Genomic DNA, 10,926 nt, shown 5'->3' with positions numbered 1-10,926 from the left:
TATTTCCATCTGCACAAATTTCTGGGCCGTTAAGTTTAATCATCTCTTTTCCTTTTGCATTTATATCTTTATTTAACACTAATTTTCAAATTTGTAAAACCAATTTGAAAAACGACAAATTCGTCATTCCGCTACTCGTTAGCGGCTGAGATACCGCGCACAACTGTACGAACGTTGCAATGTGACACGATGTTGCATAATAAATGATGTCATTCCAGTGCGTGACACTGGAATCCAGCTTTTGATCGAAAATGTTGCATAGTGCACAATCAATTTTTCTAGATCCAAGTAGTCAAGGCACTGGGATGACATCATAGGGGTGCTGGGATGACACCTCTGAGCACTGCCGTCATAAAGGAACCAGTGTCAGCTACTTTCATGATATCAATAATTGACCTCGACTTACCGTCCAACTAGAAAGTTGTACATAAAATGACAGAAGAGACTCGCGTTAGATATTATTTATTTACTTTCGATCTTTTCTATCAATTTTTTAACTAAACCTCTTAGCCTCTTACTGGATTCATCAAGCTCTTGAATTTGCGAGCTGCGCTCTTTCATCAGTTCCTTATAGTTACCTTTTATGTAGTCAATCATTTCCTTCATCTGAGCAATCATCTTGTTGATATCCATACCACCCAAATCAGGTATCATGTTAGGCATAGCGCCTTCTAACATACTGCCAGCCATAAGCTGCTGAGATATTTGCATAAATGGTTTTAAAGTCTGATTAAGCAATTCAGGATCCTTGGCTAATTTTTCTATTTGCTCTTTGCAAGTATCCATATACTGCTTCATAAATTCATCTTCTTGCACTTTACCTGTCATAATTACACCTACTTGAAAATATCAATTTTCTATTATATATTGTTTTTAAATTAAAAACAATACAAAATACTCATCACAATTGCATTAATACTCTTTAAACAATAAAAAATGCTCCTTTGCTTATAAAGGGTCACATACTTTCTTTAACCACTCCTTATCTTTGACGCTATTTTCTAAGTTTTTATAGACAAATCGATGATAGTCATTTATCCATTCAATTTCATCTTTAGTAAGCATTTGCACGTCTATTAGCCTTCTGTCATACGGAATAGAGGTCAGTTGTTTAAAGTTTAAGAAGCCATTTTCTTGTCTGTCAACATACATCAGATTTTCAATTCTTATTCCATACTCTCCCGGAATGTAATAACCAGGTTCGTTGGAAAGTATCATGCCTGGCGTGAGTTTCACTTTATTTCCCTTTGATATTGCTTGTGGTCCTTCGTGTACTGATAGGTAACTTCCTACTCCATGCCCTGTACCATGCATATAGTCCATTCCAAATTTCCATAAATGCGTACGTGCCAATATATCCAATTCTCCACCAGTAGTGCCAGGAAGAAAGATGACACTTGCTACAGCAATGTGCGCTTTCAATACTATTGTATAGCGGGTTATTTGTTCATCAGTGGGATTGCCAATTGCTACAGTTCTTGTCACATCAGTTGTGCCGTCAAGGTACTGACCACCAGAATCAATCAAATACAGTCCATCTTTCTGAATTACTTTATTCGTCTTACTGCTTGCACGATAGTGAATTATTGCCCCATTCTCATTAAATGCTGAAATTATTGGAAAACTTAGTTGCTTAAACAAATTCTGCTCTTTTCTGTATTCTAAAATCTTTTCTTCAGCTTCTAATTCTGTCATTTCATTGAACTTCTTATCTGAATAATTATCATCTTCCTTGGTGTCATTCCAGCGCGTGACGCTGGAATCTATGTTTTTTTCCTGGATCCCAGTGTCAGCTACTCGGATGACAGTAAATCTATTAGTAAGCCAATGTAGGAAGTTTGTAACTGTCACTCCATCTCTGATATGCGCATTTATAGCCCCAGCTATTTCAGTTTGGTTTTTTGCTGCTTTATAAATTAGACAAGGATCTTCTCTCTCAGCTACCTGTTTATTTTTTATTACAGCCATGATACTCATTGGAGTTGTGCTTGGATCTATAACTATTGAATTTAGCTTGTGCAGCGAATTTTCTAGCTCACTAATATCAAAAATATTTATATGATTGCCTAAATTTGCTTCTATAGTTGAATGTTCTTTATCTTGAATAAACAAATCAACATTACCGCTTTTATACAATATAGCACGGCCCAATATACATGGAGTATATTTAGCATTTTCATTTCTTAAATTTAATAACCATGAAATTGAATTTGGATCAGTTAAAAGCACTGCTTCAGCTTCTTTATCTATACTTTTAGCGACTTTTTCACATTTGTCCTTACTACTTTCACCAGCATATTTAATAGAATGTAAAATCACTGCTTGTTTTCGATAGTCACTTTTTTTTCCAGCTAAACAGGGTATTAATTTACAGATATTCTCATACTTTCTTATATCTTCTATGGTAAAATATTGCAAATAATAACCTAGTGAGGCAGTCGATGTTAAGTTTGCTTTTATCCATTCGCGTGGATCCTCTTCTTGTATATTATATACTTGAAAATTGCCCTGATCGAGCTGATTGTGAGCTTGTGTGATATAGCGTCCATCTGTAAAAAATGGGCACTTGTTGTTTTTTGTAACAATGAGCAGCCCATTTGTTCCTGTGAAGCCACATAACTTGGTTAACTCGTCTGAATATTCATTTAAATATTCGTCTTTAGTATGCAACACAAATGCATCAACGTTTATTTCGTGCATAAAAGAACGAAATTCTTTGATTTTTGACATGGAATACCTCACACAAAATTAGCAGCTACTTTCGTTTTCCTGTTTCTCAAATACACTAATATGCTAACTATCGCTGCGGGAGTGATGCCTTGTATTTGCTTTGCAATGCCAATTGTTGCTGGTTTTATCGTCTGCAACTTTTCTATTACTTCACTTGACAAGCCTTTAACTTGTGAATAGTTGAAGTTGATTGGAATTTGAGTATTGATTTCTTCTCGTAAAAACTTCATATCTGCTTCTTGTCTTATTAGATAAGGTTTGTATTTTGCTTCAATTTCAACCGCTTCGCATATTTCATTCTTAGTTATGCTACCCACTGCGGCGTCATTCCAGCACTCCATTTTGTCATTCCAGCGCGTGACGCTGGAATCTACATTTTTTCCAGTGTCAGCTGCATCCGTTTTGTTATCATTCCAGTGCTGGATCCCAGTGTCAGCTACTCGGATGACATGAGAGTGTCCTGAGATGACGGAAGAGGATCCAGTATCCGTTGTGCAGCGCGTGACGCTGCTTAACTCCGGCCATATTTCTTGTAATTTATTCCAGTCGATATTTGGGTAGCTAAGTAGATCTAGTGCCGTTTTTCTTATCCCATCATAAGATATTTTGATACCATAAGACCTAAGCTGCTCAGGAGTAATCGTCAGACTCCCTAACTTCTCTTCAAGCTGCTTAATGGATTCAAGTTTATTCTGTAAAACAGAGTATCTCTCATGCGAAACAAGGGAAATATCATAACCTTTTTGTGTTAATCTTCTATCTGCATTGTCTGACCTGATAGCTAGCCTATATTCTGCACGTGAGGTAAATAATCTATAAGGCTCGATCACCCCTTTGGTGACCAGGTCGTCTATCATTACGCCGATATACGAATCTGTACGATGGAGAACAAAGCTTTCTTTTTTTTCAGATGCAGAGAGTGCTGCATTAATTCCGGCAATAATTCCTTGCCCTGCTGCTTCTTCATATCCAGTAGTGCCATTAATTTGGCCGGCAAAATATAGACCTTTGACTTTCTTGGTTTCAAGAGTATGAAACAGCTCTCGTGGGTCAATATAGTCATACTCAACTGCATATCCAGACCTCAATATTTCTGCATTTTCAAGTCCTTTAATACTCTTTATCATTTCACGCTGCACTTCAACAGGCAATGAATTTGAAATTCCGTTTGGGTATACAGTATCATCATCCAGCCCTTCTGGTTCTAAAAATATTTGGTGGCTACTTTTTTCTGCAAATTTTTTAACTTTAACTTCAATTGATGGGCAGTATCTTGGTGCTATAATATCATCCAAATATGAAGAAGCTGACCTGTGAAGGTTCTCTCGAATTATTCTATGTGTATTTTCGTTAGTATGAGTAATAAAGCATGATACCTGAGGTTGGTTAATTTTTTCTGTTAAGTAAGAAAACGGCACAGGTGGACTATCACCCACTTGTTCTTGCAATATTGACCAGTTTATAGTGCCACGATCAAGCCTTGGCGGAGTTCCGGTACGCAATCTACCTAATTTAAAATTATATTTCTTCAACGTATTTGCAAGTTCTACGGCAGGCTTATCTCCCATTCTCCCTGAAGGAGTTACCTGCTCTCCTATATGAATCACACCCCGCAGAAAAGTCCCTGTAGTTAGAACGACTTTACTTGTCAGTATATGCTCCCCTGAGCTTGTTATTACAGCTTTAATGCACAATTCTCCATTGTTATTACTCTCTATAAGAAAATCGTCAACCGACTCTTCTTTTACCGTCAAATTATTATAATTTAGAATAATTTCCTGTATTGCTTGCTTGTATAATTTTCGGTCTGCCTGTGCACGCGGGCCCCATACTGCTGCACCTCTGCTGCTATTTAAAATGACTGAGTGTATACTTGCTTGATCGATTGCTCTTCCCATTATTCCATCAAGAGCGTCAACTTCCCTGACTACAACGCCCTTTGCAACTCCTCCGATTGCTGGATTGCAGGACATTTCTCCTATAGTTGAAATTTTATGAGTTATAAGCAGCGTGTTTGCACCAAGGCGAGCTGCTGCTGCTGCAGCTTCGCACCCTGCATGACCACCACCTACTACTACTACATCATATTTATGCATGCCTTCTTGAGTAATTCTTACTCTACTAATATTCTAACTATTAGCGGTTAATGTCAAATTTTACAGTAATTAACTATTTCAATCATCAGTGGCCAATGTATAGCTAACTCACGTCATACCGTCACGGTATCTCTAGATCCCGCTAACAAGCAGCGGGATGACGGTTTTTCAAATTATCGGGTTTTAGTGGGGCGAGCGACCAGGATCGAACTGGCGACATTCAGTACCACAAACTGACGCTCTACCAACTGAGCTACGCCCGCCAAGATATAAAATATCTAACATACGAGCGCAAATAGTCAATTGATTATTTAACTCTCCTTTTGCAGAGGGTTTTAAGTTTAGCCAATAAATATTTTCATTGATACTTTTACCATTATAGTTAATTGTATTGACACTAATGAAGTAGTGGTATGTTTAAAAGTATTTTCACATTTAGTTTTTTTACGGCTATTTCAAGGATCTCAGGGTTAATAAGAGATGTATTGATTGCTACGGTTATTGGTGCAAACTCTCTTGCAGACATATTTTTTTCTTCGTTTCGCTTTGCCAATCTATTTCGAGCATTTTTTGCAGAAGGAGCGTTCACTACCTCATTCATACCATTATATTCGACAGAATCATATGATAATAAAAAGGCATTTAATTTTGCAAGTAGTGTAATATCCATTACGTTTATTATCTTAGTAATTTTTTGCCTTATCATGCAAACTTTCTCCCCTTATATGATTCAAATTTTTGCTCCTGGATTTGACCAAAGTAAGTTTACCCTTACTGTTACTTTATCAAGAATTATGATGCCCTACATAATCTTTGTTTCAATTGCATCACTTATTGGTGGAATGCTGCAAGTAAAGCAGCATTTTGCTTCAACAGCTATTGCACCAATCGTTTTGAATCTCTGTTTAATCATCAGTTTGTTTGTGCCTTACGTAAAAACTCCAGCGCACAACCTTTCTATAGCTGTCCTTATAGGAGGAATTTTCCAGCTACTTTTGATACTATTTAGTGCATACAAGTTAAAGGCAGCTTTTTCTTTTAGCCTTGAATTAAGCAATGAAGTAAGGTTATTTTTTAAGCGTGTGATACCTGCAATTATCAACAATTGTGTAACTCAAATAAGCTTATGGATTGATACAATCATGGCGAGTTTTATACCAAATGCGGTGTCCTATATATATTATGCCGATAGACTAAATCAACTACCGCAGGGAATAATCGGTACTGCAATTGGCACAGTGCTTCTTCCTTTAATTTCAAAACAGGTGGATAATACTGAAAATATAGTCAAAATACAGAACAAGGCTCTCAACATAGGATTAATGTTAATTATGCCAACAACTGCTGCCTTTATCATTATTCCCGACATAATTTTACTTACGCTTTTTTCTTACGGCCGGTTTGATCATTATGCAGTGCAGCAAACTGTTCCCACTTTAATAGCATTTTCTCTTTCTTTACCTGCATTTATTATAAATAAAGTATTGCTACCTACATTTTTTGCTAAAGGCAATCTGAAAATACCAACCATATTTTCGCTAATGTGTCTTGGAATTAATGTAGTGCTAAACCTTTTGTTAATGAACGAGTATCAGCATACGGGGATTGCTATTGCTACTTCCGTTTCCACTTGGATAAACTCTATTCTATTAATTAGTTATTTAACAATAAATAAAATGTATAAGGTTAGCCAAGCGTTATTGTTAAATGTCATGAAAATTTTTGTAGCAACGGCAGTCATGTCAATAGCCCTTTATATTTTTAATTCTTTGTTGGCAGGATTATTTTTTGATAAAATGTTGGCTCGTATTGTTTATTTAACGACTTTAATAGCTTTGAGTGGTATTGTTTATTTTGGTATTCTCTATTTAATATTTAAGGGAAACTTTAAGCATGTGTAAATTATGAGACTTTCTTTATATGCTATATTATCAATCTCGCTGCTATTAATTCTCATGCATGTTGCTGCAACTTTTAAGGATTGGAGTGGCTACAGGAAATATATCATAAAAGAGTTAGAGAAGACGTATGATGCTAAAGTGCATATTGGGGGAAAAATTAAAGTTTCGTTGATTACCCCAAAGCTCACTATTTATAATGTATACGTACAATACAACGAAAATAAAGAGCAAAAGTTGTCAGATTTAATTAGTGTAAGAAAAATTGAAATAAGGCCATCGTTCCTATCGTTGTTTTTATTTTCGTTGCAACCAAAGTCAATCACATTGTTTGGCATGAAAAGCAACAAAGAAAATTTACTTAATATTATAAATACAAACGCCAGTGGTAACACAGTCGATATAGTAATAAAAGACAGCCAAGTAAGTTTCAAGAATGATTTCGCTGATATTGTTAACATAAAGGAAGTTGCTGTAAAAAAAAATAAGCAGTTTTTTGGTAAAGTAAAGGTAGGTGATAATAATTACGATTTTTCAGGAAAGGTTAATATCACAAAAAGGAATGTACACATTAGTGTTGAATCAAATTTTGTAAATTTGCTATTTACAGGTAATAGAAATCAAGAAGAACTCCAGGGTAATTTAACATTAACAATTAATAACAGTTCCGGTTCTGTGAGTGATTTAGCAAAAATCATTAATCTTAGCTTTCTCTCTTGTGTTATTCCTAGCGAAAATATCAAGATATCATCCAATATAAGTCTTAATGAAAGTGAGTTTACGGCAACTGACTTAAAAATTGATTCCAAAAGCATGCAAGCCAGCGGTACAATACAAAATGATAGAAAAGGCAATCACACTAATTTCAATATTAGCTTCAGTAAAGTTGATTTAGATTCCATACAAAATGATTCACAAAGAACAATGAATATGAAGGATCTTCTGGAATGTTTTAGAGCAGTTGTGCCAAAGAACTTGAGCTTAAATTTTAATATGGAAGCTTCTAACATTCAATATCAAAACAAAATATTGGACAATTTCCGTGCTGTACTAAAATCCACTGATGGCAAAGTAAAAGTTAATACGCTTCTTAAATTTCCTGGAATCAATAATATATCTTACTTATCAGGAGAGATCTCAAATAATAATGCCCTATCTGAATTCGACGGTGATTTATTAGTCGAAGGAGGTGATTTTGAGTCATTCATTTCATGTTTTTTCCCTTCTATAAAGATGAAAGAAAACCAGAAAAATCAATTTACACTAAGTTCTAAATTGCACCTTGCACCAAGAATATTATCTATCTCAGACATTAGACTGCTAAATAATAAGGAATCCTTGCAAGGGTCAATTAGAGTAAGCCACACAAAAAAACACAATGTGATCAATGGTGAATTTAGTATGCATAATCTTGATGCAGATAAATATGATCATTCATTATTTAGCAGTTTATCTAAAATGCAATGGCTGAAAAATTTTCAGTATGATGCAAATATAAAGGCCAGTGTTAATGACTTTACATTGAATGATACGAAAATTAAAAATTTGGATTTTTTGCTAAAAATGGAAAAAGGTAAGCTGGTTGCAGATAAAATAAAGCTATATGGAGAAGATTTCGATATTACCGGTAATGCAAAAATATTAGCAGATCAAAAATACGCCAAACCTTTATTAGATGTTAACCTTACGGGCAGTAAATTTAATGGAAATATCTTTAAATTACCGAATTTAGTAGAGGTAAAAAGAAATTCAAGAAATGAGATAGATCAAATTCAATGGTCAACAAAGCAGCTTGATTTTTTGGATGACAAAGAAGGCTTTGATGCAAATGTGCAAATCAATACTACAGAATTTAAAACCGAGCAGAATGTTTTGAAAGATTTTAATTTGGATGCGGTGATTAGAAACAACACTATCACTATCAGGCAGATAAGTTACGTACTAGGACACGGGCAAGTGTTTTTTCAGGGTTATTTAAGATCAGATTCAATGCACACAAAATTTTTCATTTCCAATTTTGACACTAAAAAGATTAGTAAGGTTATAGGAATTGACAATGTAAATGGTCAGATAAGCTTAAGTGGTGAAATCAAAACTCAAGGAAAAAGTTTTCATGATTGGGCTAATAGCTTATCAGGAGATGTAAATTTACAAGCGCAGGGAATAGAATTTACTAATGTGGATTTTAATTCATTTATCACTAATTTGTTAAGCAGTAAGAATAAATCTGAAATTTCCACACTTGCTTATGTTGATATATATAATGGCAAGACATTTTTTGAAAATATTAGCGGAAAAGCAAGTATTAAGAGTGGTATATGTTCAACTAGTTTACAGTTCGGGATTGATCAAGCATCAGGGTCGATCTCTTCTAATTTAACCTTATCTAACTTCGCTTTAGTTTCTATATTCAGGTTCTTTTTCATACCACCAAACTATAGTAATCCAATCTATATCGATATGCATTTGGATGGCCCTATTTGGCGTCCTAAGATGAGTTTTGATGTAGACCAAATCTTCATCGCTCTGGTTGGCAAGAGGAATAGCTAATTTACTTAGGTGTACGATTTAGGGGACAATAAACTCATCTGAACGGATACAAACTTAACCTAACTCATCACCACCTGGCAGTGGTGGCAAGCCAAAAGCTTCTCTTTTTTCGTTGAGCGTCATGAAGCTTGCGTTTTCTACGTATTTCCACAACTTTTGTCTCTTTTCCATGAGAATTTCTATTGCATCTTTGTCATACGACAAGCACAGATCTTCACCAAATCTTGGTATCAGCCAAGAATTCAGGTGACAGATAATATTTTCTAGCGTTGGTAAAACCGTCTGTTCCCAAAGGGACAAGCGTGCTTCGACTAAATTGCTATAAGTGTTATCACCTGGTATGCCAAGCAACTGCGGCGGAACGCCAAAAGCCAGGGCAATATCACGAGCTGAACTGTGTTTGGACTCAATAAAATCCATATCCCTTGGTGATAAGCTCATTTCTTTCCACTCCAAGCCTCCTTCAAGCAATATCGGTCTTCCAGCATTGACAGGACCTGAATAATGATCATTTATCTGCGCCTTTAAGCGTTAGTACTGCTCTTGACTTAAACTTCCACCACTTCCATCTTTCGCTGATTTCACAACTATTGCACCACTTGGTCTTGCTCCGTTTTGCAACATCGCTTGATTCCAAGCACCCGCTTGATTATGCTGATCTATGCTATATGCAGCCGCCTCAATTGGTGATAACCCATACCAATCATTCAAAGGGTTAAAGGTCTTTAAGTGCAACACTGCTGAACGTCCGGTTAGTTTATCAACTTTAAAGTCATAACTGTTGTTATTTATGGTATAACGATAGATATAAGGAACGTTATTTCTCCCTGGAACAATTTCAACCCTATCGGGGCGCAGAAGATAAAGCTCTGTTGGTGGTTTTCTACTGTTCTGCGACTCAACCATCAATATATAAGAATTGCCGTTAACTAACCGATAAGTTACAATCCCCTCAATAAATTCCGATTTTGATGTCATTGGATTAGGAGAATAAAGTAATTTCAGTAATGGATGGGCTTTTAGTTGCGATTTTCCCTGGTCAGTAAGCTGGCAGAGAGTAAAAGGTACCGAAGATGCAGCACTTGCAATCATATTGATTGCTCGAAAGGCAATAACATTTTTTATGTAACCTTCCTCAGCAAAACTTACATAATCACGCTTACTCCAACTTGGCTCCATCATTAGTTGCAAAGCAGAGTATTTAGTAAATACTGCGCTTTTCTTTCTTTGAAAAATGTTGAAATTCATATGTGCCTCCTAAAAAATTGAATTTGTGGTAGAATTATATCAATTGGTGTCACAGGAAGGATATACTAACGTACGAACATTATGTTTGAGAGCAATCTCTACACAGTAGTTAAATGGCAGGCACAATAAGGGGTAGCAAAAAGAATGAGCTTTTTTTTTGAGCTGAGCGAAGCCACCTAAGGTAGAAAATGAATCAGGAAGGAGTAAAAATATAGTATCTGTTCAGAGGAGTGGCTAATGTGCAAATATTGAAGCAAAGTGCGTGACACACAGCTATATGAACATTGCAATATGGCACATAGTAAACGATGTCATTCCAGTGCTTGACACTGGAATCCAGCTTTTTCATAATCATCAAAACGTTGTATTTTAACATAAAACGGCTACTTTTATGCTTACCAACT

The 10,926-nt window shown here is 35.7% G+C and carries 6 protein-coding genes, 1 tRNA gene and 2 pseudogenes; 2 read left to right on the top strand and 7 right to left on the bottom strand.

Annotated elements, in window-relative coordinates; all coding sequences use genetic code 11:
- Positions 1-138 precede the first annotated feature (138 nt).
- The 5 genes from BA053_RS07285 to BA053_RS03470 form a co-directional block, all read right to left on the bottom strand.
- On the bottom strand, positions 139-312 hold the full coding sequence (locus BA053_RS07285) for a hypothetical protein (RefSeq protein ID WP_156518099.1): 174 nt from the start codon (positions 310-312) through the stop codon (positions 139-141).
- Positions 313-462: 150 nt separating this feature from the next.
- Positions 463-828: a hypothetical protein gene (locus BA053_RS03485; RefSeq protein ID WP_065094787.1), complete on the bottom strand. Its 366-nt coding sequence runs from the start codon at positions 826-828 to the stop codon at positions 463-465.
- A 120-nt stretch (positions 829-948) separates the two neighbouring features.
- Positions 949-2,730 (bottom strand): aminopeptidase P family protein, encoded by a 1,782-nt coding sequence (locus BA053_RS03480; protein WP_065094786.1) that lies wholly within the window; start codon positions 2,728-2,730, stop codon positions 949-951.
- Between the two features lie 8 nt (positions 2,731-2,738).
- Entirely contained in the window at positions 2,739-4,826 is a 2,088-nt protein-coding gene (gene mnmG, locus BA053_RS03475; RefSeq protein WP_065094785.1) for a tRNA uridine-5-carboxymethylaminomethyl(34) synthesis enzyme MnmG, read from the bottom strand.
- A gap of 187 nt (positions 4,827-5,013) precedes the next feature.
- Positions 5,014-5,089 (bottom strand) — tRNA-His (locus BA053_RS03470).
- Positions 5,090-5,239: 150 nt separating this feature from the next.
- Here BA053_RS03470 and murJ point away from each other — a divergent pair.
- Both murJ and BA053_RS03460 read left to right on the top strand, forming a co-directional pair.
- Positions 5,240-6,727: a murein biosynthesis integral membrane protein MurJ gene (gene murJ / locus BA053_RS03465; RefSeq protein ID WP_065094784.1), complete on the top strand. Its 1,488-nt coding sequence runs from the start codon at positions 5,240-5,242 to the stop codon at positions 6,725-6,727.
- Between the two features lie 3 nt (positions 6,728-6,730).
- On the top strand, positions 6,731-9,274 hold the full coding sequence (locus BA053_RS03460) for an AsmA family protein (RefSeq protein WP_065106759.1): 2,544 nt from the start codon (positions 6,731-6,733) through the stop codon (positions 9,272-9,274).
- A gap of 54 nt (positions 9,275-9,328) precedes the next feature.
- On the opposite strand, the pseudogene BA053_RS03455 reads toward BA053_RS03460, so the two are convergent.
- Positions 9,329-10,522 (bottom strand): annotated as a pseudogene (locus BA053_RS03455) (phage portal protein).
- A gap of 193 nt (positions 10,523-10,715) precedes the next feature.
- Positions 10,716-10,926, bottom strand: a pseudogene (locus BA053_RS07860) (hypothetical protein); the annotation flags it as partial.

It is taken from the genome of Wolbachia endosymbiont of Nomada ferruginata, assembly GCF_001675785.1.
Taxonomy (GTDB): Bacteria; Pseudomonadota; Alphaproteobacteria; order Rickettsiales; family Anaplasmataceae; genus Wolbachia; species Wolbachia pipientis.
The sequence above is the reverse complement of the archived record's forward strand: the minus strand, read 5'-3'. Positions and strand labels throughout refer to the sequence as shown.